Consider the following 24,780-nt stretch of genomic DNA (forward strand, 5'->3'; position numbering starts at 1 on the left):
CCAGTTGGTGTTCGCCACGAACGAGGCGGCCGTGTTGAACGCCTGGTCCGGATCGATCGACACGAAGCCGAGCGAGCCCGGCAGCGCGCCCTGGAGCCGCTGGAGCAGATAGAGGAACAGGACGCTCACGGCGGAGAAGGCGAGGACCCCCCGCAGATACGCGGGCCAGCGCATCTCCACGTTCGGATTGGCGCCTATGACCTTGTAGATCCACTTCTCCACCCGCAGATGCCGGTCGGAGGAGTAGACCCGCGCCATGTGGTCGCCCAGCGGCCGGTACGAGAGACCGAGCGCGACGACCAGCGCGAGAAGCTGGAGGATCCCAGCGAGAACAGGACTCATCGTCGTACTCAGAACCTCTCGGGCTTGACGAGGGCGAGGACGAGATAGCCCAGCAGGGCGGCGGCCACCAGGAGACCGACGATGTTCTCGGCACTCACAGCTTCGCCACCCCCTTGGCGATGAGGGCCACCAGCGCGAAGACCGCGACCGTGGTGACGACGAAGGCCATGTCGGCCATCGTGAGCTCCCGGATGAAGGAAGAGGGAAGAACGGATTCTCTGACGAGATGAGGAAACCCCTCCTCGGGCCGCTCACCGCCTCCGTTGACGTGCCCCTAACGCCGCGAATGCCCGTCTTGACGCGTCCCGTACGTGCGGGGGACCTGCGGCTCCCCGCCGCTCCCCCATTGCCAGTGGCCGGGAGTGGACATATCTTCGAGCCGAACCTACGGACCGGGATGCTCGTCAGTCCCGGGGCGGTCCGCCGTTCACGGACCGGACGGCGGGGAGCGGAACCCCCGGGACGACGGGGACGCTGGACGCCGGGCGTACGGGATATCCGTATCCACGTACCCGCAGGAGCTGAGCAGCACATGAGCAAGCACGTCCTGGCACAGAACCAGTACGGCAAGGCCGAGAACCGCCTCGTCACGGTCACCCGCAAGGGCGACGGCGGCGCGTGGCACGAGATCCGCGACCTGAACGTGTCGGTGGCGCTGCGCGGTGAGTACCGCGAGATGCATCTGACCGGCGACAACGGCAACTGCCTGCCGACGGACACCACCAAGAACACGGTGTACGCCTTCGCCAAGGAGCACGGTGTGGCCTCCCCCGAGGCCTTCGGCATCCTCCTCGCCGAGCACTTCGTGAACTCGCAGCCGGTGATCCACGAGGCACAGATCCGGATCGAGGAGTACGCCTGGGAGCGGATCTCCGTCCCCACGCGCAAGGAGCAGCACTCCTTCGTCCGTGACGGCCAGGAGGTCCGCACCGCGCAGATCACCTACTCGGAGAACACCGGGCTCCAGGTCCTCTCGGGCCTCAGGGAGCTCACCGTCATGAACTCGACCAACTCCGAGTTCCACGGCTTCATCAAGGACGGGTACACGACGCTCCAGGAGGCGTACGACCGCATCCTGGCCACCAAGGTGACCGCCCGCTGGGCGAACTCGGCGTCCGCCGCCGCCGACGCGGAGCACGACTGGGACCGCTCGTACGGGAAGGTGCGCCGCCACATGCTGGAGGCGTTCGCGGAGACGTACAGCTACTCGCTCCAGCAGACCCTGCACGCGATGGCCGACCGGGTCCTCGACAACGTGTCCACGGTCAACGAGGTCCGGCTGAACCTGCCGAACAAGCACCACTTCCTGGTGGACCTGGAGCCCTTCGGCCTGAAGAACGAGAACGAGGTGTACTTCGCGGCCGACCGGATGTACGGCCTCATCGAGGGCACGATCCACCGCGAGGGCGTCCAGCCGGTGATCGCGACCAGCGACTGGATCACCGCCTGAGGCCCTGGCTAGAACAGCCCGGCCGTCCGGACTCCCAGCCATACGGCTCCGAGTCCGGCGGCCAGGCTCCCGGCCACGTTGAGCAGGGCGTGGCGCTTCGCCCCGTCCTCGAACAGCTTGAGCGTCTCGTACGAGAAGGTCGAGTACGTCGTCAGGGCCCCGCACAGGCCCGTGCCGAGCAGCAGGTACGCACGGCCGGAGGCGGTTCCGGCGAACAGGCCGAGCAGGAACGATCCGACGACGTTCACCAGGAACGTGCCCCAGGGGAAGTCCGGCCCGAACCGGGCCCGTGCCGCACGGTCCGTGAGGTAGCGCAGGGGCGCGCCGACGGCGGCTCCGACGACCACGAGCAGCCAGTTCACGCGCGGCCCGCCCGCTCACGGGCGGCCCGGACGCCGTCGGCCCTTCGCCACGCGGACCTGGTGGCGGTGACACCGGCCCAGACCCCGGCGAGCGCGGTGAGCACCGTCCCGCCCAGGTACAGCAGCCCGCGCGTCGGGTCGCCGCCGCTCAGCAGCCGCTCGGTCTCCAGGGCGTACGTCGAGAAGGTGGTGAACCCGCCGCAGAACCCGGTGCCCAGGAAGGGGCGGAGGAGCGGGTGCGGAGGAGCGGAGGACCACTCGGTCGGCTTCTCCGTGACCAGGACCATCAGCACGCCGAGCAGCGCACAGCCGGTGGCGTTGACGGTGAACGTCGTCCAGGGGAAGGTGCCCTCGGGACTCGGCCAGAGGAGTCCCGCGCCGTAGCGGGCGGACGCGCCGATGGCGCCGCCGACGGCCACCGCGACGACGACCGGCGGTTCCGCGCGCAGTCCCCGCGGTCCCCGCAGTCCGTGCAGTCGCCGCAGTCCCATGGCCGAGAGCCTATGACAGGCGGGTCGAGGCGAGGCGCACAGGCGCGGTCCCCGGCCTGGGGCATTAACCGCGGTCCGGCCCGTGCAGCCTCGCTCTGCGATGGTCCGGCCACGCCGTGCGACGGGTCAAAGCCGGGCCCGCGAGTCTGTCAGATCCCCCCGCGGGGTATTCCGGACTCCTCAGGCAGGGGCCGGCGAGGGAGCGACGACGCCCCCCGCGACCTGCGACGACACGGCGGGAGGTGGTCAGGCCACCATCCGGCGGCCGATTCGGGTGCCGGGTACACCTCGTCGCGGAATACGGTCACGGGCGACGGTGGTGGAGCAGCGGGAGGGAGCTGCGCAACCTTCGGGCAGGAGTGTCGTGAGTACATCCGTCGCAACCAAGCGCAGGGCCGCCGCCGGTACCGTTCCCCCGGCCGCGCCCCTGGGTGTCGTCAGGTCCGTCGGCGCGGGCGGCTCGCGCGAGGACGTCTACGCCGAGCTGTGTGCCGCGCTGTTCTCCGGCTTCCCGCGCCGCGACCAGCGGCTGAAGGCCGAGCAGTATCTGCACGGCCTGCTCACCGCGCAGGGCCGCAAGTCGATCCGTAACATCGCCGCCCAGATAGGCGGCCCCGCCGCCGAACAGAGCCTGCACCACTTCGTGTCCAGCTCCACCTGGGACTGGCAGCCCATGCGGGCGGCGCTCGCCCGCCACCTGGAGCGGAACGGCTGTCCGCAGGCCTGGGTGGTGCGGCCGATGCCGATCCCGAAGGCCGGGGAGCACTCGGTGGGCGTGGACCGGCGTTTCGACCCGGAGCGCGGCCAGGTCTTCCACGGCCAGCAGGCGTTCGGGGTGTGGTTCGCGAGCGACGAGCTGAGCGTCCCCGTCAACTGGCGTCTCTTCCTGCCGGACCCCTGGGTGAACGACCGCACGCGGCGCGACCGCGCGGAGGTTCCCCAGGAGGCCGGCGAGGAGACGCTGGAGGAGTGCGCGGTGGCGGCGGCGCTCGACACCGCTCGCTGGTCCGACGTCACCCGCAAGCCGGTGCTGCTCGACATCCGGGGCGGCGCGGGGCGGGCGGCCCTCACCCGGCTGGCCGGGGCGGGGGTGCCGGTCGTGGCGCGGATCGGTCCGGGGTCCCGGCTGGCCATCGCGGACCGTTCGCTGCCCGGTTTCGGCGCGGGTCCGCTGTCCGCCGTACAGATCCTGGAGTCCCTCAAGGGGCTGCGCAGGCCGGTGAGCTGGGTGGACACGGTCGCCGGTGCGCGGACCTCGCGGACCTCGCTGGCCACGGCCGTGCGGGTGGCGCTGCCCACGCCGGGCGGGGAGCGGATGCGTCCGCTGGTGCTGCTCGGTGAGTGGGACGACCCCCGTCGGGCGCCGTCCCGGGTGTGGATCAGCGATCTGGCCGGGTCGCCGGTCGGCACGCTGCTGCGACTGACGAAGCTGGCCCGCCGGGTGGAGCGGGACTTCGTGGAGGTGGGTGAGGGGGCGGGGCTGCGGGATTTCGTGGGCCGTTCGTTCCGCGGCTGGCACCGTCACATCACGCTGGCGTCGGCGGCCCACGCGGCGACGGTGCTGGCCTCCGCCGACTGGGACGCGCCGTACGGTTCGGGCTACGGCTCGGGGCGTTCGGCCGGCTGACGGCCCCTGGCCAGGAGTTCGCGGGTGCGCTGGAGGCGCAGCGCGAGCTGGACCTCAAGGACCTGGCCGGGCTTCTGCCATTCGGGGCCCAGGAGTTCGCCGATCCGCTCCAGGCGCCGGGAGACCGTGTTGGGGTGGACGTGCAGCGCCTCGGCGGCGTTCGTCGGGCTGCCGCCGGAGGCGAAGTACGCCTCCAGGGTGTGGGTGAGGTCGGTGAACCGCTCGGCGTCGTAGTCGAGCACGGGTCCGATCGCCGCCTCGACGAAGCCGTCCACGTCGTTGTCGTCGGAGAGCAGCAGCCCGAGGAAGCCCAGGTCCTGCACGGAGGCGGCGGAGCCGGTGCCGCCGAGCGCGCTCATCGCGTCCAGGCAGCGGCCGGCCTCCTGGTGCATCCGTCCGACGCCGTCCGGGCTCTGGGCGGGTCCGGCGGCGGCGACGGAGACGGGGTGCCCGAGCAGCGGGGACAGTTCGTCGGCGACGGCCCGGGCGGCGGCCGAGGCGTCGATGCCCGGGAGCAGCAGCACGATGCAGCCGCCCTGCACGGTCTTCAGACCGGAGAGGCGGTACGCGTAGGAGGACGCCCAGACCACGGCCCTGCCCTGTTCGCCGCCCTCCGGCCGGGCGAGCACGAGGACGTGCGGCTTGCGCAGGTCGACGCCGAGGCGGCGGGCCCGCTGGGCGATCTGCTGCGGTGCGTGCGGCGGGTCGGCGATGAGGTCGTCGAGGAGTTCGTCGCGGACGGGTCCTTCGGCGACGGCGGTGGAGCGGCGCATCAGGAGGAGGAACGCGACGGACTGGGCGGCGAGTTCGAGCAGCCGTTCGTCCTCGCCGGTGAGTCCGCCGGCGGCCCGGACGACGAGGCCGCCGAGGTCCTCGGAGCCCGCGATGACGGGTGCGACCCAGGTGTCGTCGTCGGCGAGGACCGGGCGGCGGCGGGCGTGCGCGTCGAGCGAGGCCTTGGCGACGGCCTCCTCGTCGAGACCGGGGAGGTCCCCGGCGCCGGCGAGGCAACGGCCTCCGGGGTCGCGGATCATGACGGTCGCGTCGAGGGCGTCGGCGGTGGCCTTGGCCACGTTGCAGAGGTCGCCGCCCGCGAGGACCAGGTTCATGATGCGGCCGTGGGCCTCGCTGACGTGCCGCATCCGGGTGAGGCTCGTACGGACCCGGGAGCTGTCCCGTTCCAGTTCGGAGACCTCGGCGCGGGTGCGGTCGAGAAGTCCGGCCTTCTCGACGGCGAGGGCGGCGAGGTCCGCGAGGGCGGCGAGGAGTCCGATCTCCTCTGCCGTGTGGTCGCGGACGCGCCGGTCGGCGCCGTGCAGGGCCCCGATCACGGTGTCGCCGCTGCGCAGCGGGGCGGCCATGATCGCGTGGAGGTCCTCGGCGCGCAGGGCCGTCTCGGCGGCCTCGTCGAAGGCGGGGGCGTGGACACCGGCGTCGAGGGAGCCGGAGGGCGCGAAGCGTTCGTCGGCGAGGTAGTCGGCGGTCCAGACGGGTTCGCCGTGGAGCTGGACGGCGCCGCCGAGCCCGTACCCCTCGGCGATCCTGAGTCCGGGGGCGAGCCGGGGGCCCGCGCCGCGGCCGGCCCGGGAGCCCTCGGTGGTGTGGACGTAGCAGGCGCCGTGCGGTCCGCGCAGGGTGACATAGGCGAGGTCGAGGCCGAGGAGCCTGCGGGCGCGGCGGGTGATGACCCGCAGCAGGCTTTCGAGGTCGTAGGACGAGGTCAGGTCGCGTGCGGTGTCGGCGAGGGCGGCGAGCCCGGCCTCACGGCGGACGGCCTGTTCGCGGACGGCCTGCTCGCGCCGGGCGGCCTGCTCGAGGGCGGCCCGCTCAAGGGCCGTCTGTTCGAGGAAGTCCTGTTCGAGGAAGTCCTGATCGCCGAAGACCTGCTCGCGGAAGACCTGCTCAAGGGCGCCCCGGTCGTCGCCGCGCGCCTCCCGTTCCCGTCCCGCGTGGGCCTCCCCGGCCAGGGCGACGGCCCGTTCGAGGCGGGCGAGCGCGTCGCCTTCGAGGCCGGTGGCGCGGGCCTCGGCGAGGACGGCGTCGAAGCGGGCGGGCGGCGCCTGCCTGGCGAGCAGTTCGAGGACCGTGAGCAGCGCGTCGGCACCACCGGCTCCGTCCGCGCCGTGCAAGCTCATGGCCCCTACCCCCGTGGTCGAGCGAAATCGGGCACCTGGGAGGAAACCCGTACTGCTCGCCGAAAATAATTCGGCTTCGGGAGTCGGTCAACGGTGAGTTGCCGCACTTCATTCCCCGCCGGTGCCCGCGCCGTCGACCACCCGGCGTGTTTCGTGGTTCCCTGCGCCGTCAGCCGACGGAGCCCGCCGGGACGAGGCGGGCGCGGGTGGGGCTGAACTGGGCCGGGATGCGGGGAGCGTACACGGGGCGGATCTCGGTCTCCCGGACGGCGAGGACCGAGCGCTGGAGGCGTCTGAGCCGCGCCGACGGCTCCATGCCGCTCTCCGCCAGGAGCGAGGCGCTCAGCCGCTCGTACGCGGCGAGGGCCTCGTCGTGGTGGCCGCAGCGCAGCAGCGCGACGATGTAGTGGGCGTGCAGCGGTTCGTTGGTGCGGTAGCGGGCGGTGAGCCCGGAGAGTTCGGAGACGAGTTCGGCGTGCCGGCCGAGGCCGAGCTGTGCTTCCACCCACTGGTCGAGCACGCTCAGCCGGGAGGTTTCGAGGCGCTCGATCTCCCTGCGGATACGGGGTCCTGCGGCGACGCCCGCGTAGGGCTCGCCGCGCCACAGGGCGAGGGCCTCGCCGAGACGGAGCGCGGCCCTCGGCAGGTCGCCCGCCTCCATGGCCCGGTAGCCGGCGCCGGCCGCGCGCTCGAACTGCCAGACGTCGTTGGCGCCGCCGCCGGTGTCGAGCCGGTAGCCGCCGGGCTGGGAGACGAGGATCGCGTCGGCGGTGCGCCGGTCGGACCAGCCGCCGGGCCGGGGCTCGGCCGGGTCGGCGCCGCGCAGCGCACCCGCGATGAGGGTGCGCAACTCGGCTATGTGGGACTGGAGTTCGGTACGGGCTCCGCGGGGCGCGCCGGACGGCCACAGCTCCTCGGTCAGGACCGTCACGGGGACGACCTGGTCGGCGCTGGCCGTGAGCAGGGCGAGGAGCTGCCGGGGTGCGGCGGCCGTCGGGGTGATCGACACCCCGTGCTCGCGCACCGACAGTCCCCCCAGGATCCGGACGTCCACCTTGCCCCCTCAGTGCCTGTGCGGTGTCTGCGCGCGGGATGACTCTCGATGATTAGAAAAGACCCCCGAAGGCATGTCAATAAGAAACCGGAGGGTATGGAAACCCGACCCTGGATATCGGGGTGATTCACCCTCTTTGTCGGGATATCTGAGCGTAGGGATTTCGTCAGTGGCGGAGACTGGCACACGGCGGAAGACTGTTTCCGGACTCGTAGGTACGCTTTCGCGGGCTCCTCGCGGGAGCGGGAGGTGACCTCACCCGCGAGTTCACGCCAGAAACGGGCAGGGGGGTACGGTTCCGGGCCCGGCCTACTGGACGGCGGCGGCGGCGAGCAGGCCGAACGCGGCGACGACCAGCGCCGTACGGATCCGGTGGAAGCCGTTCCAGCGCTTCTCGAAGGCGGCGCGGACGGCGGCCGGGGCCTCGCCCGTCGACTCCGAGGCGGCCAGGGCCGTGTTGAGCGGGATGTTGCCGCCGACGGTCACCGCGTGATTGAGGACCGCGGCGACGAGTCCCATGAGGACCAGCCACTTCTGCGTGTCCGTACGCCCGTCGGCCGGCACGAAGAACGCGGCGGCGGGGAAGGCGACCACCCCGAGGAAGACGGCCATGAACACGCCCCTCGGCACCGACTCGTTGATCCGGCGCATCGCCGTGACGAACTCGGCGTCCTTCAGCCGGGCCAGCGCGGGCATGATCCCGGCCTGGAAGATCAGCATGAATCCGGCGTACAGCCCGGTGCATCCGACGGCGAGGGCGAGCAACAGGGTGGCCATGCGGCCATTCTGACCCGCCGCCCGCCCGCCGCGTCGGTGTTTGCGGACCAGTCGTCAGCGTTCGCGGGCCGGCCGTGACACCGGTACCGGACGAAAAGCCCCGCGACGGTGGCCGAGAACCGCCCCCCCTCGGCCCGTTCCTCGCCGGGCCGTCGCACTGTCGGGCCGCTCTCCGTCATCTCCCCCTCCCCGTAAGGCACTTGCGAACCCGACGAAGGAGAGGCCCGCCAGGAGCGGTCGAAGGTGTTGCGGATGAATCTCGCTGCGGCGACGGCGACCCGGGTGACGTGGTGTGGCATGGATTCGCCATCCTTCTCAACAGGGGTTGTCACCGTGTGCAGTCACATGCGTACATGGAGTGGACATCGATCGGGCGGGGGTGGTCAGCGGTGGCAGAGAGCGCGGGCTCCGTGATGCTCGCCCGTTCGGCGATGAACCGGGCCGCGACCGAGGGACAGCGGCCCGCGGGGCGCCCGGTCCGGGGTGCGCGGCGCATCAGCGCGGCGCTCGCCGGGCTGGCCGCTTCCACCCGGTACGAACTGCTGACCTTCGACGACCCGGTCGCGTCCGCGGGCTGCGCGATCCCCGAGCCGTTCCTGCGGCTGGCGGGAGCGTGCATGCGGGCCGCGGCGGAGCGGGCCGGCGAGGTCAGGAGGATCGTGCCGCGGCACGCGCTGCCCCGGATCGAGTCGGGCGTCCGGATACCGGGACGGGCCAGGCTGGCGGATTCGATCCCGTTCAAGATGATCGTGGTCGACCGGACGGTGGCGGCGCTCCCGCTCGACCTCGAACTCCTCTACAACGGGCTGCTGCTGATCCGGGACCCGGTGGTGGTGCAGGCCCTCGTCCGGACGCACCATGTCTGCTGGGCGGCGGCCGAGGAGCTGACGTACGCACCGCCGCCCCCGCCGCCGCCCCGCGATCTGCCGCCGCAGCTGCGTCCGGTCCTCGACGCCCTGCTGTCGGGGCTCACGGACGAGACGGCGGCGACCCGGCTCGGCATGTCGGCGCGGACGTACAGCCGCCGGGTCGGCGAGCTGATGGCGGCCCTTGGCACGACGAGCCGCTTCCGCGCGGGCGCGGAAGCGGCTCGGAGGGGGTGGCTGTGACGAGACCCCGAGGCCCCGGCCGGGGGCTTTCGGATACGTGCCCGGCGCCCCGGCCTGGGCCTTCGGGTACGTGCGCTAGGACACGATGTCCTTGCGGGCGAAGCCCCGGAAGGCGAGGGCGAAGAGGACGAGGGCGTACGTGAGGGAGATCGCCGTGCCCTTCACCATGCCGCCCCACTCCAACTGCGGCTGGAGCGCGTCGATCCAGGCGAACTGCCAGTGCGCGGGCAGGTAATCGCGCCAGTCGCCGAGGGCCGTGACGGCGTCCAGGACGTTGCCGACGATGGTCAGGCCGACGGCGCCGCCGACCGCGCCGAGCGGGGCGTCGGTCCGGGTGGAGAGCCAGAAGGCGAGCCCCGCCGTGACCAGTTGGGAGGCGAAGACGAACACGACGGCGACCGCGATCCGGAGCAGCGCGTCCCCGGCGGGCACCGAGCCCCCGGTGGGTAGCTGGAGCGGCCCCCAGCCGTAGGCGACGGTGCCCGCCACGAGGGCCACCAGCGGCAGCAGGACCATCGCGGCCGCGCTGTAGCCGAGGGCGACCGCCAGCTTGGAGGCGAGGAGCCGGGACCGGGGCACGGGCGCGGCCAGGAGGTAGCGCAGTGAGGCCCAGCTCGCCTCGGAGGCGACGGTGTCCCCGCAGAACAGGGCGACGGGGACGACGAGGAGGAAGCCGGCCGAGACGAAGAGGCAGGTCGCGGCGAAGTTGGCGCCGGAGGCCGTCGCCGTGTCCATCAGGGTGATGCGGCTGTTGCCGCCGCCGTCCGGCCCGCCGCCGACGGCGAACGCGATCATCAGGACGAACGGCAGGGCGACCAGGATGCCGCCCATGACCAGGGTGCGGCGGCGCTTCCACTGCCGGAGCGCTTCGACCCGCAGGGGCAGGGTGCGTCCGGGGCGGTAGCCGGGGGCGGAGTCCGGCGGGGTCGCGCCGGTCCCGTCGGCGTCGGCGGTCGTGGCGGTGTCGAGCAGCGGGCTCATGCGGCTCCGCCTCCGATCAGGGTCAGGAAGGCGTCTTCGAGGCGCCGGTGCGGTCCGACCCCGGTCAGGGGGACGTCCAGGCCGACGAGTTCGCCGATGAGGGCGGTCGGTGCGAGGCCGTCGAGGCGGACCAGGATGCCGCCGTCGGTCCGGGTGGCCCCGGCGATGCCCGGGAGGGTGCCGACCTTCTCCACGAGGGCGTCCGGGACGGGCGCCCCGAGCGTCACCAGGAGGGTGTCGCCGGAGCCGGTGATCTCGGCGACGGGTCCCGCCTGCACGAGCTGTCCCCGGTCCATGACGACGAGGTGGGTGCAGGACTGCTCGACCTCGGCGAGGAGGTGGCTGGAGACGATGACGGTACGACCGCCTGCCGCGTACCGGATCATCACCTCGCGCATCTCGCGGATCTGCGGCGGGTCGAGTCCGTTGGTGGGCTCGTCCAGGATCAGCAGGTCCGGCAGGCCCAGCATGGCCTGGGCGAGGGCGAGGCGTTGCCGCATGCCCTGCGAGTAGGTGCGGACGGCGCGTTCCAGGGCGCCGCCGAGGTTCGCGATGCGCAGGGCCTCGACGACGTGGGCGTCCTCGGCGGGGCGGCCGGTGGCCTTCCAGTACAGATCCAGGTTCTCCCGGCCCGAGAGGTGCGGCAGGAAGCCGGCGCCCTCGACGAAGGCGCCGACCCGGGAGAGGACCGGGGCGCCGGGCCGGATGGCCTGGCCGAAGACCCGGATCTCGCCCTCGTCGGGGGTGATCAGGCCCATCAGCATGCGCAGGGTGGTGGTCTTCCCGGCGCCGTTGGGGCCGAGGAGGCCGAGCACCTGGCCCTGCTCGACGCGGAAGGAGAGGTCCTTGACGCTGTACCTGTCGCCGCCCTTGTACTTCTTGGACAGTCCGGTGATCTGGAGGGGTACGGAGACGAGTCCGGGGTCGGGCGCGGGGGCGGCGGTGCGGCGCCGGGCGGTGAGCAGCAGCGCGGCGGCGACGGCGAGGCCGAGCAGCGGCAGGCCCCACACCCACCAGGGGAAGCCGGCGGCCTGGGTGGCGAGGCCGGGCGCGGTGGGGACGGTCAGCGGGCCCTCGACGGCGACGGTGTACCCGGCGGGGACCACCGGGGAGGCGTAGCCGAGGTCGGTGGCGGCGACGACGAGCCGGAGCCGGTGCCCGGCCTCCACCTCGTGGTCGATGGCGGGGAGGGTGAGCGTGACGCTCTTCCCGGCCTTGGCGCCGTCGACGCGGACGGGGGTGACGAGCTGGGCGGGCAGCACCTGCTGACGCCCGTCGGGCCCGACGTCGTACACCTTGCCGAAGAGGACGGCGGAGCCGTCGGCGGCGGTGGAGGTGACCTTGACGCGGACGGTCGGTGTGCCGGTGATCCGCAGGGCCCCGGTCTGCGGTTTCGCGTCGAAGCGGGCGTGCTGGCCGGGGAAGTCGAGGGAGAGGCCGACGCCGAGGGAGGAAAGTCCGGCGATGCCGCCGCCGAGGCCGGGGACGGCGGAGACGGCGGGCGGTGCGGCGCCGGCGGGGTTGGTGAAGGTCTGCGGCGGTCCCGCGAGGGCCACGGCCGTGGGTCCCGCGGTGAGGCCCGGGTAGTGGTCGTCGGTCGCGGCGCGCAGGGTGGCCTGTCCGTCGGTGGAGTCGACGCCTCCGGTGCGGCTGACGCGGAAGGCGGGCCCGGTGTCGACGGAGGTGTCGCGCTTCAGCCAGCGGTCGAACCAGGTGCTGATGCGGCGTTCGACGCGTTCGGTCTCGCGGTCGCCGCCGTCGTGGCCGCCGGAGATCCAGTCGACGGCGACGGGGGCGCCGTTGGCGGTGAGGGTGCGGGCCATGGCGTCGGACTGGGCGAGGGTGAAGAGGGAGTCGGACTGGCCCTGGACCAGGAGGGCGGGGACCTTGATCCGGGCGCCGACGGCGGAGGGGCTGCGGGCTTCGAGGAGGGCGCGGGCGGCGGCGTCGGGCTTCCCGGAGACGGCGACGCGCTGGTAGAGGGCGCAGAGTTCGGGGGTGAAGCGCCCACAGGCGTCGGCCGCCCCGGGCGCGGCGGCTCCTGCCCCGGCTCCGGTTCCTGCTCCGGTTCCTGCCCCGGTTCCTGCTCCGGTTCCTGCCCCGGCTCCCACCGCGGGCCGGTCGCCCGCCGAGAAGAAGATCCCGGCCCAGAGCTTCTTGAAGACGCCGTTCGGGAAGAGGGCGTCGGCCAGGTTCCAGTAGGTGATCTGGGGCGCGATGGCGTCGACGCGCGGATCGTGCCCGGCGGCGAGCAGGGAGATCGCGCCGCCGTACGAGGCGCCGGTGACGCCGACGCGCGGGTCGCCGGGCTTGTCGAGCAGGACCTCGGGGCGGTCGGCGAGCCAGTCGATCAGCTTGCGGGCGTCCTCGACCTCGTACGCGGGGTCGTTGAGGCCGATCCGCCCGGTGGAGGCGCCGAAGCCGCGGGCGGACCAGGTGAGGACGGCGTAGCCGTCGCGGGCGAGCTGTTCGGCCTGGGCGCGGACGTCGTCCTTGGAGCCGCCGAAGCCGTGGCCGAGGAGGACGGCAGGCCGGCGCCCGTCACCGTCGCCGGTGAAGTACGAGGTGTCGAGCCGGGCGCCGTCGATGTCGAGCGTCCGGTCCGCGCGGTGCACGGGCGGCGGATCGTCCGAGGCGACGGCGGTCCAGGTGCCGGCACCCGCGAGAACGGCGAGGACGGCGGTGACCGCGGCCCACCGGGGAAGTCGGAGTCGCATGGTGTCGAGCCTAGGGCCTGTCGTGTGGATCAGGCCGGATCAGGGAGCGGGGCCTGGTGCGTGCGATCGCAAGGCGGAGGAGGAAGTCAACGCGGAGCGTTGGCGACCGACGACAACGCGGCGAGCGTGCCTGCCAGGCCCCGCGAGCCCGGCATGATCCGAAAGACAGGCCCTCGGGCGCCCCGGCCGTGCGGTACGGCTGCCCGGGGGCTGAGCCGCCCGACCTCCTGGGGTCGTACGACACCGCCGCCCCGTACCGCGGGCGCGGTACGGGGCGGCGGGGTGCTGCCGGGCTTGATCAGTGGTTGCGCGGGAAGCCCAGGTCGACGCCGGACGGGGCGTCGGACGGGTCCGGCCAGCGGGTCGTGACGACCTTGCCGCGGGTGTAGAAGTGCACGCCGTCGTTGCCGTAGATGTGGTGGTCGCCGAAGAGCGAGTCCTTCCAGCCACCGAAGGAGTGGTAGCCCACCGGCACCGGGATCGGCACGTTCACACCGACCATGCCGGCCTCGACCTCCATCTGGAAGCGGCGGGCGGCGCCGCCGTCACGGGTGAAGATCGCGGTGCCGTTGCCGAAGCGCGAGCCGTTGATGAGGGCGAGGCCCTCCTCGTAGGTGTCGGCGCGCAGCACGCAGAGCACCGGGCCGAAGATCTCGTCCTGGTACGCCTTGGCCGTGGTCGGCACGTGGTCCAGGAGGGACAGGCCGATCCAGTGGCCGTCCTCGTGGCCCTCGACCGTGTAACCGGTGCCGTCGAGGACGACCTCGCAGCCCTCGGCCGCCGCGCCGGTCACGTACGAGGCGACCTTGTCGCGGTGGACGGCCGTGATGAGCGGGCCCATCTCGGAGGTCGGGTCGTTGCCGGGGCCGATCTTGATCTTCTCGGCGCGCTCGCGGATCTTCTCCACCAGCGTGTCACCGATGGAACCGACGGCCACGACGGCGGAGATCGCCATGCAGCGCTCGCCGGCGGAGCCGTAGGCCGCGGAGACGGCCGCGTCGGCGGCGGCGTCGAGGTCGGCGTCCGGGAGGACCAGCATGTGGTTCTTCGCGCCGCCGAGCGCCTGGACGCGCTTGCCGTTGGCGGAGGCGGTGGTGTGGATGTGGCGGGCGATCGGGGTCGAGCCCACGAAGGAGATCGCCGCCACGTCCGGGTGCTCCAGGAGGCGGTCCACGGAGACCTTGTCGCCGTTCAGGACGTTGAAGACGCCGTCCGGGAGACCGGCCTCGGCGAGCAGCTCGGCGATCTTCAGGGCCGGCGACGGGTCCTTCTCGCTCGGCTTGAGGATGAAGGTGTTGCCGGTCGCGATGGCGATCGGGAACATCCACATCGGCACCATGGCCGGGAAGTTGAAGGGCGTGATGCCCGCGACGACACCGACGGGCTGGCGGATCGAGGCCACGTCCACGCGGTTCGACACCTGGGTGGACAGCTCGCCCTTGAGCTGGACGGTGATGCCGCAGGCCAGGTCGACGATCTCCAGGCCGCGGGCGACCTCGCCGAGCGCGTCCGAGTGGACCTTGCCGTGCTCGGCGACGATCAGCTCGGCGATGGCGTCGCGGTTGGCGTCGAGCAGCGCGCGGAACTTGAAGAGGATCGTGGTGCGCTGGGCGAGCGAGGAGGTGCCCCAGGTCGCGAAGGCGCCCTTGGCGGCGGCGACGGCGGCGTCCACCTCCTCGACGGAGGCGAGCGCGACCCGGGTGGTGACGGCGCCGGTGGCCGGGTCGGTGACCGGGCCCCAGTTGCCCGACGTGCCCTCGACGGTCTTGCCACCGATCCAGTGGTCGACGGTCTTGACGGTGTTCGTCATGACGAAATGCTCCTTCAGAGATGGCTGCGTCGGGCGGTGACGTGCCGGTCGTACTCCTCGCGGGCCTTGACCGCCGACGGGCGGGTCGAGATCTCGGCCACGGGCACATCCCACCACGCCTGGGCCGGGGGCGGGCCCGACACTCTGTCTGGCGTTTCGGTCTCGACGTAGACACATGTGGGAACCGTCGCCGCCCGTGCGTCCGCGAGGGCTTCCCGCAGGTCACGCACGGTGCGGGGGCGTAGCACCCGCATGCCGAGGGAGGCGGCGTTGGCGCCGAGGTCGACGGGGAGCGGGGGTCCGGTGAAGCCTCCGTAGGCGTCCCGGTGGCGGTAGTCGGTGCCGTACCGCTCGGCTCCGACGGCTTCCGAGAGGCCACCGATCGAGGCGTAGCCGTGGTTCTGGAGGACGACAAGACGCAGGGGCAGCCGTTCCTGGACGGCGGTGACGATTTCGGTGGGGTTCATCAGATACGTACCGTCGCCGACGAGCGCCCAGACGGGCCGGCCGGGTGCGGCGAGCAGGACGCCGACGGCCGCGGGGATCTCGTAACCCATGCAGGAGTAGCCGTATTCGACGTGGTACTGGTCGGTTGAGCGGGTCCGCCAGAGCTTGTGGAGGTCGCCGGGGAGCGAGCCGGCGGCGTTGATCAGGATGTCGCTGCCGTCGACCAGGGTGTCGAGTACGCCGAGGACCTGGGTCTGGGTGGGGCGGGCGTCCTCGTCGGGGACGGCGTAGGCGGCGTCGACCTGTTCCTCCCAGCGCTGCTTGGAGGAGTGCCACCGGACCGTGTCCCGGCGGTGGCCGCCGAGCGCTTCCGTGAGCGCGGTCAGCCCTTCGCGGGCGTCCGCGACGAGCGGGAGGGCGCCCAGTTTGTGGGCGTCGAAGCCGGTGATGTTGAGGTTGAGGAAGCGGGTGCCCTCGGGGAAGAGGGTGCCGGAGGCGGTGGTGAAGTCGGTGTAGCGGGTGCCGACGCCGATGACCAGGTCGCTGGTGCGGGCCAGGGCGTTCGCGGGCCCGGTGCCGGTGTGCCCGATGCCGCCGACGTCGCAGGGGTGGTCGTAGGGGAGGACTCCCTTCCCGGCCTGGGTGGTGGCGACGGGGAGACCGGCCCGCTCGGCGAGGACGCGCAGGGCGTCCTCGGCGCGGCTGTGCCGCACCCCGCCGCCGGCGATGACCAGGGGGTGGGCGGCGGACCTCACCGCCCGTACGGCGGCGTCGAGTTCGGCCGTGTCGGGGCGGGGGCGGCGGACCCGCCAGATCCGCTCGGCGAAGAACTCCTCCGGCCAGTCGTACGCCTCCGCCTGGACGTCCTGGGGCAGCGCGAGGGTCACGGCGCCGGTCTCGGCGGGGTCGGCGAGGACCCGGGCGGCGGCGAGCGCGGCCGGGATCAGGGCCTCGGGCCTGGTGACCCGGTCGAAGTACCGCGACACCGGGCGCAGGCAGTCGTTGACGGACACGTCGCCCGCGTACGGCGGCTGGAGCTGCTGGAGCACGGGGTCGGCGGGGCGGCCGGCGAAGGTGTCGCCGGGCAGCAGCAGGACCGGGAGGTGGTTGATCGTGGCGAGGGCGGCGCCGGTGACGAGGTTGGTGGCGCCGGGGCCGATGGAGGTGGTGACGGCGTGCGCGGAGAGCCGGTTCGACTGGCGGGCGTAGCCGACGGCGGCGTGCACCATGGCCTGCTCGTTGCGGCCCTGGTGGAAGGGCATCAGGGTGGGGTCCTCGACGAGGGCCTGGCCGATGCCGGCGACGTTCCCGTGGCCGAAGATGCCCCAGGTGGCGGCGATCAGCCGCTGCCGGGCGCCGTCGCGCTCGGTGTACTGGGCGGCGAGGAAGCGGACGAGGGCCTGAGCGACGGTGAGGCGGACGTGGGAGCCGCCGGCGGGGCGGGGGCCGTCGGGGCTCGCGGGACCGGGGCCGGGACCGGGGCCGGGACCGGGGCCGGTGTCGCTCATGCGTATCCCTCCGTGTGGTCCGGGTGGAAGCAGATCTTCCACTCCCGCCCGGGGCCGGGGCCCGCCATGACGTTGAGGTAGTAGAGGTCGTGTCCCGGCTGGGCGATCGAGGGACCGTGCCAGCCGTCGGGCACGAGGACCGCGTCGCCGCCCCTGATCTCGGCGAGGAGTTCCGCGCCGCCGGGCCGGGAGGGCGAGATCCGCTGGTAGCCGAGACCGTGCGGGCCGTCGACCTCGTAGTAGTAGATCTCCTCGAGGACGGACTCGGCGCCGGGGCGGTGCTCGTCGTGCTTGTGCGGCGGGTAGGAGGACCAGTTGCCGCCGGGGGTGACGACCTCGACGGCGATCAGCCGGTCGCAGTCGAAGGCGTCGGCGGAGGCGAAGTTCCGCACCTCGCGGGCACGGTTGCCGCTGCCCCGGATCTCGACGGGAACCTCCGGCGCGGGGCCGTAGCGGGCGGGGAGTCGTCGCTCGCACTTCGCTCCTGCCAAAGCGAAGCGGCCTCCCGCACCGGAGGCGATCTGGGCGCGGGCGTCGCGCGGTACGTAGGCGAAGTCGGTCACCCCTTCGAACACGCCTGCGCGGCCCTGGAGTTCGAGGTTCTCTCCGTCGACGCGCACGCTACAGGCACCGGCGAGGGGAAGCACGGTCCATTCGAAATCCCCGCTCTCGAAGGAGTGGATCTCCCCGGGTCCGAGGGTGAGGACACGGAGGGCGGAGTACGCCCATCCGGCCCGCACGGGGTCGATGTCGAGCGCGTAGGGGCCGTGGGCGGCGGTCCCGGCCGGCAGGTGGAGGGACGGGGGGTGATCGGTGCTCATGGCAGACCCCTACCCCGTTTCCGCCGGGGTTCCGCCGCCGGCCAGCACTTCGGCGATCTCGGCGGCGTACGGCATCGCCGAGGAACAGGCGAGACGGCCGGCGACGATCGCGCCGGCGGCGTTCGCGTGGCGCAGGACCGTCTCCAGGTCCCAGCCGGCGAGCAGCCCGTGCACCAGCGCCCCGCCGAAGGCGTCCCCCGCGCCGAGCCCGTTGACGACCTCCACCGGCAGCGGCGGCACCTCCGCGCTCGTCCCGTCGGCGGCGAGCGCGAGGACGCCCTTGGGGCCCTGCTTGACGACGGCCAGCCGGAGCGCCCGCCCGGCGGCTGAGCCGAGCAGGGCGCGGGCCGCCGCGTACGGGTCGCGCTCCCCCGTGGCCACCTCGCACTCGTCGAGGTTGCCGACGGCGACGGTCGCGTGCCGCAGCGCCTCGGTGTAGTACGGCCGGGCCGCCGCCGGGTCCGCCCAGAACATCGGCCGCCAGTCCAGGTCGAGCACCGTCACCTCGCGGCCGGACCGGGCCCGCAGCGCCGCAAGGGTCGCGGCGCGGCTCGGCTCGGCGCACAGCCCGGTGCCGGTCGCCCAGAAGACCCGGGCGGCGCGGATCGCGTCGAGGTCGAGCTCGTGCGGGTGGATCTCCAGGTCGGGGGCTTTGGGGCGGCGGTAGAAGTACAGCGGGAAGTCGTCGGGCGGGAAGAGCTCGCAGAAGGTGACGGGCGTCGGATACTCCTCGACGCCGGCCACCCAGCGGTCGTCCACGCCGAAGCCCCGCAGCTCGCGGCGCAGATAGACCCCGAAGGGGTCGGTCCCGGTACGGGAGACGAGAGCGGTGCGGCGGCCGAGGCGGGCGGCCGCGACGGCCACGTTGGCCGGGGAGCCGCCGAGGAACTTGGCGAAGGTCTCGACCCGGTCGAGCCCGACGCCCGTCTGGAGCGGATACAGGTCCACACCGAGGCGTCCCATGGTGATCAGGTCGTACGGCTCCGACTCCACCCGCGCCACCTCTCGCGTCCGGTCTCCCGCACCCAGGTCTAGCCGTCCGCCGGGAGGCGTGTCAACGATATGTCCGGACATTCGGACGACTGAGCGGGCCGGGGCGGCCTCCTTGACGCTGCTCGTGACCCCCGTCCAAGGTGGCGGGCATGACGAAGCCGTCCCCGCAGCCGTCACCGCAGCCGTCGCCGTCCCGCATCCGGATCGGGTCGGCCCCGGACTCCTGGGGCGTGTGGTTCCCCGACGATCCCCGCCAGGTGCCCTGGCGGCGCTTCCTCGACGAGGTGTCCGGCGCGGGCTACGGCTGGATCGAGCTGGGCCCGTACGGCTATCTGCCCACCGATCCGGCCGTCCTGACGGAGGAGACCGCGCGGCGCGGCCTGCGGGTCTCGGCGGGCACGGTCTTCACCGGCCTCCACCACGGGCCGGACGTCTGGGAGCGGACCTGGGCGCACGTCGCCGAGAACGCCGCCCTCGCCCAGGCCATGGGTGCGGGCCATCTCGTCGTCATCCCCTCGTTCTGGCGGGACGACCGCACCGGCGAGGTGCTCGAGGACCGGACGCTCACCGCGCCGCAGTGGCGGGACCTGACCCGGCTCACCGAGCGGCTCGGCCGGGAGGTGCGCGAGCGGTACGGGCTGCGGATCGTCGTCCATCCGCACGCCGACACCCATCTCGACGGTGAGGAGAGCGTGACGCGGTTCCTCGACGCCACCGACCCGGAGGCGGTCGCGCTCTGCCTGGACACCGGGCACTACGCGTACGCCGGCGGGGACAGCGTCAAGCTGATCGAGACGTACGGGGAGCGGATCGGCTACCTCCACCTCAAGCAGGTCGACCCGGCGGTCCTCGCGGGGGTGGTGGCCGAGGGGGTGCCGTTCGGTCCGGCCGTCGCACGGGGCGTGATGTGCGAGCCGCCGTCCGGGGTGCCCGCCCTGGAACCGGTCCTTGCCGCCGCGTCCGCCCTGGACGCCGACCTGTTCGCGATCGTCGAGCAGGACATGTACCCGTGCGAGCCGGACGTCCCGTACCCGATCGCCGCACGCACCCGACGCTTCCTGCGGTCCTGCGGAGTCTGACGGGCGCGCCGGCGGCGTATACCTCTCTGACCAGGGTGACGCATGCGGACACACCGATGTCCCGATGCGTCTCTTCTGTCACGCTTGTCCCGCGACCGTCACACATGTCTCCATTACGCGGGTCTTCCGTCACAGGCGATCGACAGCCCCTCCCCTCCTGTCTGGAGGGGAGGGGATGGGGCACAGGCTCAGTGATCGCCAACGCCCGCCCGCAGCGCCCCCGAACGGCACCCCCGCCGCCGCTGCGCGGTGAGCAGGGAGGTACCAGGCATGACGGACAAGAGGCTCTGGTCGTACAAGGACATCGCCGTACACATCCGGGTGCAGCCGGACACGGTCCGCTCCTACCGGAAGCACGGGCTGCTTCCGTCCCCCGACCACGTCGAGTCGGGCAAGCCCTACTGGTACGCGGACACCATCCGCACCTGGGTCGCCAACCGCCCCGGCAACCGGGGCCGCCGCGACTGACACCTCCCCGCCCCCACGAGGACGCCGGGCCCGGAACACCTCCGGGACCCGGCGGGGCCCCTGACCGTACGGCCCTCCTCAGAAGATCAGGTCGTACGTGTTCCAGCCGCCGAACGCGTGCCATGAATCCCCCCGGGGGTGCTTCTCATCTGCGTGGCGAAGCGGTTTCACGCCGCTCCTCGGACACCTCCTCGGCACCTGAGGGATGTCCAGGGTTGCGCCCGTCCGACTCACTGATCCCGAATCGGTCGTGGAGGCGGCGCAGCGGGCCCGGTGCCCACCAGGTGAGGCGGCCGGTCAGTCTCATCACGGACGGGACGAGGAGGCTGCGGACCACCATGGCGTCCATGAGGACGGCGAGGGCCACGCCGAGGCCCAGCATCTTGGTGTTGGTGACGCGGGAGGTGCCGATGGCGACCATCACGACCGCGAGGATCACGGCGGCGGCGGTGATGAGGCCGCCGGTGTGGCGCAGGCCGAAGCGGACGGAGCGCTCGTGGTCGCCGGTCGCGTCGTACTCCTCCTTGATGCGGGAGAGCAGGAACACCCCGTAGTCCATGGAGAGTCCGAAGGCCACGCAGAACATGAGGACGGGCAGGGTGGTCTCGATGTCGCCGGTGGGCGTGAAGCCGAGGAGTCCGGCGAGGTGTCCGTCCTGGAAGACCCAGACGACCGCGCCGAACATCGCCGTGAGGCTGAGTGCGTTGAGGACGACGGCCTGTACGGGGATGAGGACGCTGCCGGTGAGCAGGAAGACGAGAAGCAGGGTGACGAGCACGATGATGCCCGCGGCCCAGGGCAGCCGCTCGGCGAGGGCGTCCTTGGAGTCGACGAGGACGGCGGCCTGTCCGGTGACGGAGGTCTCGAACGGGGCGGGCTCGGCCCGCAGTTCGGCCACGGCCCGCTGGGCCCCGGCACCGACGGCCTCCCCCTCGGGCACGACGGTGAAGTAGGCGTGGCCGCCGCCGGCGGTCACCGGTCCTTCGGCTCGCACGACGCCGTCGAGGGCGGAGATCCGCTCCCGGTAGGCCGCGTACTGGGCGGGGGTGGCCGTCCCTTCGGCGAGCACGGTGATGCCGCCGCCGGGGTCGCCGGGGAAGCCCTCCCTCAGCTGGTCCTGGACGACCCGGGAGGAGGCGGTGACGGGGAGCTGGCGGTCGTCGGCGGTGCCGAACCGCACGCCCAGGAAAGGCAGTCCGAGGAGGACGAGTCCGGCGGTCGTGAGGACCGCGAAGACCGGCGCCCGGCGCATCACGAGCGCGGCGGCCTTGGCCCAGCCCGCGCCCTCGCCCCGGTCGCGGGCGCCGGACGCGCCCCGCCGAAGGAGGCGTCGCAGGTCGAGGGCGTTGACCCGGTCGCCGAGCAGCACGAGGGCCGCCGGGAGCAGGGTGAGCGCCGCCGTCGCGGCGAGCAGGACGACCGCGATCCCGGCGTACGCGAAGGAGCGCAGGAAGTACTGCGGGAAGACCAGCATCGCGGCGAGCGAGACGGCGACGGTCAGGGCGGAGAAGAGCACGGTCCGCCCGGCGGTGCGCAGGGTGGTGCGCACGGCGGTGTACGTGTCGGCCCCGGTGGCGAGTTCCTCGCGGTAGCGGCGGACGACGAACAGGGCGTAGTCGATGGCGAGTCCGAGCCCGAGCGCGGTCGTCAGGTTCTGCGCGAAGACGGAGACGTCGGTGAACTCGGTGATGCCGCGCAGGACGGCGTTGGTGCCGAGGATGGCGACGATGCCGACGCCGAGGGGCAGCAGGGCGGCGACGGCGCTGCCGAAGACCATGACGAGCAGGACGAGGGTGAGGGGCAGGGCGATCATCTCGGCCCTCAGCAGGTCTTCCTGGATGATCGTCTGCATCTCGTGACGGACGGCGAGGCCGCCGCCGAGGGAGACCTCGACGGGCCCGTGCGTGCCCCGGTAGGCGGGGGCGATCCGGTCGAGGACGGCCCCGGCGTCCTTCTCCTCGCCGGCGATCCTGGCGGCGATCACGGCCTGCCGGCCGTCCTCGGAGCGGAGGGCGGGCGAGCCGGTGGACCAGTAGGAGCCGACGCCCTCGATACCCGGCTCGGCGTCGAGCCGCTCGGTGAGCCTGCGGGCCTCGGCGGCGACCGTCGGGTCGTCGACCCCGGCGGGACCGGCGTCGACGAGGAGGAGCAGATTGGGCTGGGAGCCGGGGAACCGCTGCTCCAGGGCCTCGATCGCGTACGTGGACTCGGCGGTCGGGTCCTCCCAGCCGCCGCTGCCCATCCGGTCGGCGACCCCGCCGCCGGCGAGCACCGCGAGTGCGGTGAGGACGAGGGCCACGAGCAGGGTGAGACGCGGCCGTGCGGTGACGAACCGCGTCCACCCGCCGGACCTCGCCGCCCCGGAAGCCCCGCCCCCGGACCTCGCCGCCCCGGCTGTCCCGGAGGACCCGCCCCCGGGTGCTGAATTCTTGACTTCGGCCATGACGCGGTGTCCCCTTCACCTGACCCGTGCGCTCGCTTCCCGGCAGGTCACATGGGTCGCCCGTTGCCATAGACTGGCAAACACGAGTGATCACTCGCGTTTCCCAAGAATGCGAGCGACCTCTCGCGTTTGTCAATCGCGTTGAGGAGAGCTGGGGACAACCGTGTCCGAAGAACCGAAGCCGCGCCGCCACCAGGCGCGCGGCGAGCGCCGCATCGCGCAGCTGCTCCAGGCCGCCGCGAACGTCTTCTGCGCGAACGGCTACACGGCGGCCAGCACCAACGCGATCGCCCGGGAGGCCCATGTCTCGCCCGGCACGCTCTACCAGTACTTCCCGAACAAGGAAGCCATAGCGATCGAGCTCGGCGAGCGCCTGATGCACGAGATGCGCGAGGCCCACGGCCAGGCGTTCGTCCCGGAGAACCTCGCGCTGCCACTGCCCGAGCTGCTCGACGCGGTCGTCGACCCGATGATCGAGTTCAACTGCGCGAACCCCGCCTTCCTCGCCCTGATGCACGGCTCCGAGGTGCCCGGCCGGATCGCCGAGGAGCACGACGCCCTGCACGCCTCGCTCCTCGCGCGCGTGCAGGAGGTGATCGCCCACTACGCCCCGGAGACGCCCGCCCCGGACCGCGCGCGCGTGGCCGCAATGACCTTCTCGGCCTTCAAGGGCGGCCTGGGGCTCGTCCTGGCCGCACCCGAGGGTCCCGAGCGGGACGCGACCATCAACGAGTTGAAGACCCTCCTCCTGCGCTACCTCAGCCCACTGACCGGCGAGCCGCTCACGGACCCCAGGACCACCATGGACCCCAGGACCACCATGGACCCCAGAGCCACCACGGATCCCCTGGTCACCACGGACCCCAGGCCCACCACAGCCCCCCGGATCACCACGTTTCCGAACCGCTGACCCGTTCCGCCAGGAGCTCGTCCCCGCCCTTCCCCTTCCCCGCCCGCATTTTCAGCGCGAGCAGCGGGAAGACGAGCACCGAGACCATGCCGGCCCCGACGAGCGCCGCCGCCTCGCCCGCCGTCATCGCCTTGTCGTCCACGCCGATCGTGGTGATGGCGACGACGAGCGGCAGCGCGGTGGAGCCGTACAGGACGAGCCCGCCCCGGTCCTCGCGGTCGAGGTCGCGCGGGGCGAGGAACCAGATCGGGCCGCCGCGCACCACCAGGAAGAGCAGCAGGAAGACCGGCAGCAGGAGCAGGGTCCGGCCCCCGTCGAGGAGCGAGTCGAGGTCGAACTCGATGCCGGTGACGACGAAGAAGACGGGCACCAGGAAGCCGAAGCCGACGGCCTCGACCTTCTCCAGGACCTGGGGGCCGGACTCGGGCGCCGCCCCGGTCAGGACGAGCCGGGTGATGAGTCCGGCCGCGAAGGCGCCGAGCAGGATGTCCAGCCCGAGCACCTCCGACGCGCCCAGCATCACGGCGAGCAGCAGGAAGACGAACCGGACCGCGAACTGGGCGCTGGTGTGCAGCGTCTTGGCGATGATCTTCGAGAACCACGGCGGGCGCGGTCGGAGCGCCCAGAACACGGCCCCGGCGGTGAGCGCGGCGAAGACGGCGAGGAGCGCGGTCGACTCGCCCGCGCCGCGCCCGCTGAGCAGCAGCGCCATCGCGATGATCGGGCCGAACTCACCGACGGCGCCGAAGGCCATGACGACCGAGCCGAACCGCCCGCGGAGGTCGCCCGCGTCCCTGAGCACGGGCAGGACGGTGCCGAGCGCGGTGCTGGTGAGCGCGACCCCGATGAAGACGCCCTTGGTGTAGCCACCGCCGAGCAGGACGCCGGTGCCGAGCCCGACCGCGAGGGCGATCGCCCAGGCCTGGACGGAGCGCCGGAGGGTGTCGCCGCGCACCTTGCCGAACTCGATCTCGTACCCCGCGAGGAAGATCAGCATGGTGAGGCCGAGCTGCGAGAGTCCGTCGATCAGCTCGCTCGGGCGGGCCCAGTCGAGGACGTCGGGGCCGATGAGGATGCCGAGCAGGATCTCGAAGATGACGAGGGGTACGGGGACCTTGCGGCCGACTCCGTAGGCGAGCAGCGGCGCCAGGACGGCGATCGCCATGATCAGGATAAGAGTGGTCCCCGAATGCGACATATGGGGTATTTATCATAAGCTCCAGTCAGATCACCCGGCGGCAGAGGGACTTGGAGGT

The 24,780-nt window shown here is 72.7% G+C and carries 21 protein-coding genes; 6 read left to right on the forward strand and 15 right to left on the reverse strand.

Annotated features, from left to right (window positions below):
• Both ABT154_RS14205 and kdpF read right to left on the reverse strand, forming a co-directional pair.
• A partial coding sequence (locus ABT154_RS14205; protein WP_351856895.1) for a potassium-transporting ATPase subunit KdpA occupies positions 1-342 on the reverse strand: 342 nt, incomplete at its 3' end.
• An 8-nt stretch (positions 343-350) separates the two neighbouring features.
• Positions 351-440, reverse strand: coding sequence for a K(+)-transporting ATPase subunit F (kdpF, locus tag ABT154_RS14210; protein WP_033204243.1), 90 nt, complete (start codon positions 438-440; stop codon positions 351-353).
• Between the two features lie 434 nt (positions 441-874).
• Here kdpF and pucL point away from each other — a divergent pair, with 434 nt between their 5' ends.
• Positions 875-1,792 (forward strand): factor-independent urate hydroxylase, encoded by a 918-nt coding sequence (gene pucL, locus ABT154_RS14215; protein WP_351856898.1) that lies wholly within the window; start codon positions 875-877, stop codon positions 1,790-1,792.
• Positions 1,793-1,800: 8 nt separating this feature from the next.
• Here pucL and crcB (ABT154_RS14220) read toward each other — a convergent pair whose 3' ends face one another.
• Both crcB (ABT154_RS14220) and crcB (ABT154_RS14225) read right to left on the reverse strand, forming a co-directional pair.
• Positions 1,801-2,154: a fluoride efflux transporter CrcB gene (crcB, locus tag ABT154_RS14220; protein ID WP_317873353.1), complete on the reverse strand. Its 354-nt coding sequence runs from the start codon at positions 2,152-2,154 to the stop codon at positions 1,801-1,803.
• A complete protein-coding gene (gene crcB / locus ABT154_RS14225; RefSeq protein WP_351856900.1) occupies positions 2,151-2,645 on the reverse strand; it encodes a fluoride efflux transporter CrcB in 495 nt (164 codons plus the stop codon). Before crcB (ABT154_RS14225) ends, crcB (ABT154_RS14220) begins: the two co-directional genes overlap by 4 nt.
• Positions 2,646-3,009: 364 nt before the next feature.
• Here crcB (ABT154_RS14225) and ABT154_RS14230 point away from each other — a divergent pair, with 364 nt between their 5' ends.
• On the forward strand, positions 3,010-4,272 hold the full coding sequence (locus tag ABT154_RS14230) for an IS701 family transposase (RefSeq protein ID WP_351856902.1): 1,263 nt from the start codon (positions 3,010-3,012) through the stop codon (positions 4,270-4,272).
• Here ABT154_RS14230 and ABT154_RS14235 read toward each other — a convergent pair.
• The 3 genes from ABT154_RS14235 to ABT154_RS14245 all read right to left on the reverse strand — a co-directional run bounded on the left by ABT154_RS14235 (position 4,245) and on the right by ABT154_RS14245 (position 8,238).
• Entirely contained in the window at positions 4,245-6,407 is a 2,163-nt protein-coding gene (locus tag ABT154_RS14235) for a helix-turn-helix domain-containing protein (protein WP_351856904.1), read from the reverse strand. The genes ABT154_RS14230 and ABT154_RS14235 overlap by 28 nt on opposite strands.
• A 169-nt stretch (positions 6,408-6,576) precedes the next feature.
• Positions 6,577-7,461: an AfsR/SARP family transcriptional regulator gene (locus tag ABT154_RS14240; protein ID WP_351856905.1), complete on the reverse strand. Its 885-nt coding sequence runs from the start codon at positions 7,459-7,461 to the stop codon at positions 6,577-6,579.
• A gap of 309 nt (positions 7,462-7,770) precedes the next feature.
• Complete coding sequence (locus ABT154_RS14245; protein WP_351856907.1) at positions 7,771-8,238, reverse strand: anthrone oxygenase family protein; 468 nt, start codon at positions 8,236-8,238, stop codon at positions 7,771-7,773.
• Between the two features lie 389 nt (positions 8,239-8,627).
• On the opposite strand from ABT154_RS14245, the gene ABT154_RS14250 reads away from it, so the two are divergent.
• Positions 8,628-9,347, forward strand: a complete 720-nt coding sequence (locus tag ABT154_RS14250; protein ID WP_351856909.1) for a helix-turn-helix domain-containing protein — start codon at positions 8,628-8,630, stop codon at positions 9,345-9,347.
• Between the two features lie 75 nt (positions 9,348-9,422).
• On the opposite strand, the gene ABT154_RS14255 is transcribed toward ABT154_RS14250, so the two are convergent.
• From ABT154_RS14255 to iolC, 6 genes are all read right to left on the reverse strand, one after another.
• On the reverse strand, positions 9,423-10,328 hold the full coding sequence (locus ABT154_RS14255; RefSeq protein ID WP_351856911.1) for an ABC transporter permease: 906 nt from the start codon (positions 10,326-10,328) through the stop codon (positions 9,423-9,425).
• On the reverse strand, positions 10,325-13,045 hold the full coding sequence (locus tag ABT154_RS14260; RefSeq protein WP_351856913.1) for an alpha/beta fold hydrolase: 2,721 nt from the start codon (positions 13,043-13,045) through the stop codon (positions 10,325-10,327). Before ABT154_RS14260 ends, ABT154_RS14255 begins: the two co-directional genes overlap by 4 nt.
• A 298-nt stretch (positions 13,046-13,343) precedes the next feature.
• Entirely contained in the window at positions 13,344-14,855 is a 1,512-nt protein-coding gene (gene mmsA / locus ABT154_RS14265; RefSeq protein ID WP_056558661.1) for a CoA-acylating methylmalonate-semialdehyde dehydrogenase, read from the reverse strand.
• A 14-nt stretch (positions 14,856-14,869) separates the two neighbouring features.
• Positions 14,870-16,810 carry a 3D-(3,5/4)-trihydroxycyclohexane-1,2-dione acylhydrolase (decyclizing) gene (gene iolD, locus ABT154_RS14270; protein ID WP_351856915.1) on the reverse strand — a complete coding sequence of 647 codons (1,941 nt, stop codon included), beginning with the start codon at positions 16,808-16,810 and terminating at the stop codon, positions 14,870-14,872.
• Entirely contained in the window at positions 16,807-17,631 is an 825-nt protein-coding gene (gene iolB / locus ABT154_RS14275) for a 5-deoxy-glucuronate isomerase (protein ID WP_351856917.1), read from the reverse strand. The genes iolD and iolB overlap by 4 nt, the downstream gene beginning before the upstream one ends.
• A gap of 9 nt (positions 17,632-17,640) precedes the next feature.
• Positions 17,641-18,594 (reverse strand): 5-dehydro-2-deoxygluconokinase, encoded by a 954-nt coding sequence (iolC, locus tag ABT154_RS14280; RefSeq protein WP_502969507.1) that lies wholly within the window; start codon positions 18,592-18,594, stop codon positions 17,641-17,643.
• A gap of 179 nt (positions 18,595-18,773) precedes the next feature.
• On the opposite strand from iolC, the gene ABT154_RS14285 reads away from it, so the two are divergent.
• Together ABT154_RS14285 and ABT154_RS14290 are read left to right on the forward strand one after the other, a co-directional pair.
• The gene (locus ABT154_RS14285; RefSeq protein WP_351856921.1) at positions 18,774-19,703 is read left to right on the forward strand and encodes a sugar phosphate isomerase/epimerase family protein; all 930 of its coding nucleotides are present in this window, start codon (positions 18,774-18,776) and stop codon (positions 19,701-19,703) included.
• A 270-nt stretch (positions 19,704-19,973) separates the two neighbouring features.
• The gene (locus ABT154_RS14290; RefSeq protein ID WP_351856923.1) at positions 19,974-20,171 is read left to right on the forward strand and encodes a helix-turn-helix transcriptional regulator; all 198 of its coding nucleotides are present in this window, start codon (positions 19,974-19,976) and stop codon (positions 20,169-20,171) included.
• A 145-nt stretch (positions 20,172-20,316) separates the two neighbouring features.
• Here ABT154_RS14290 and ABT154_RS14295 read toward each other — a convergent pair whose 3' ends face one another.
• Positions 20,317-22,614 carry an MMPL family transporter gene (locus tag ABT154_RS14295; RefSeq protein ID WP_351856926.1) on the reverse strand — a complete coding sequence of 766 codons (2,298 nt, stop codon included), beginning with the start codon at positions 22,612-22,614 and terminating at the stop codon, positions 20,317-20,319.
• Between the two features lie 151 nt (positions 22,615-22,765).
• Here ABT154_RS14295 and ABT154_RS14300 point away from each other — a divergent pair, with 151 nt between their 5' ends.
• Positions 22,766-23,524 (forward strand): TetR/AcrR family transcriptional regulator, encoded by a 759-nt coding sequence (locus ABT154_RS14300; protein ID WP_502969508.1) that lies wholly within the window; start codon positions 22,766-22,768, stop codon positions 23,522-23,524.
• On the opposite strand, the gene ABT154_RS14305 is transcribed toward ABT154_RS14300, so the two are convergent.
• Positions 23,502-24,722: a cation:proton antiporter gene (locus ABT154_RS14305; protein WP_351856929.1), complete on the reverse strand. Its 1,221-nt coding sequence runs from the start codon at positions 24,720-24,722 to the stop codon at positions 23,502-23,504. The genes ABT154_RS14300 and ABT154_RS14305 overlap by 23 nt on opposite strands.
• Positions 24,723-24,780: the final 58 nt, after the last annotated feature.

It is taken from the genome of Streptomyces sp. NPDC001728, assembly GCF_040297565.1.
Classification (GTDB): Bacteria; Actinomycetota; Actinomycetes; order Streptomycetales; family Streptomycetaceae; genus Streptomyces.